At 58.5% G+C, this 434-nt stretch carries 1 pseudogene; it reads right to left on the bottom strand.

What is annotated here, in order from left to right:
* A pseudogene (locus tag P0D96_RS48430) lies at nt 1-434 on the bottom strand (MGH1-like glycoside hydrolase domain-containing protein); the annotation flags it as partial.

Here is a 434-nt window from a genome sequence, read left to right as displayed (position 1 = left end):
ACGAACACATCGAAATACCGGTCATCATCGAAGACACCGGTGTCGAGCAGTTCGTACTCGAACTCCTCCCGCGATCGCCTCCGGTTGGTCTCGATCAAGTCCCGATAGGGATATTCTCGCTGCGGGTACTTATAGAGGTACTTCATGTAGGAGTGGGTGGGCGTGCTGTCGAGGTAGAAGTAATATTCCTTGACGTCCTCGCCATGGTTGCCCTCGCTGTTGGTGAGGCCGAAGAGGCGCTCCTTCAAGATCGGATCGCGCTCGTTCCACAACGCAAGCGCAAAGCACAGCTGCTGCCTCTCGTCGCAGAGTCCGCCGAGCCCGTCCTCGCCCCACCTATAGGCACGTGAGCGGGAATGGTCATGGGTGAAGTAGTTCCAGGCATCGCCGTTGTCGCTGTAGTCCTCTCGCACTGTCCCCCACTGCCGCTCGCT

This window comes from Paraburkholderia sp. RL17-347-BIC-D (genome assembly GCF_046027915.1).
Lineage (GTDB): Bacteria > Pseudomonadota > Gammaproteobacteria > Burkholderiales > Burkholderiaceae > Paraburkholderia.
The sequence above is the reverse complement of the archived record's forward strand: the minus strand, read 5'-3'. Positions and strand labels throughout refer to the sequence as shown.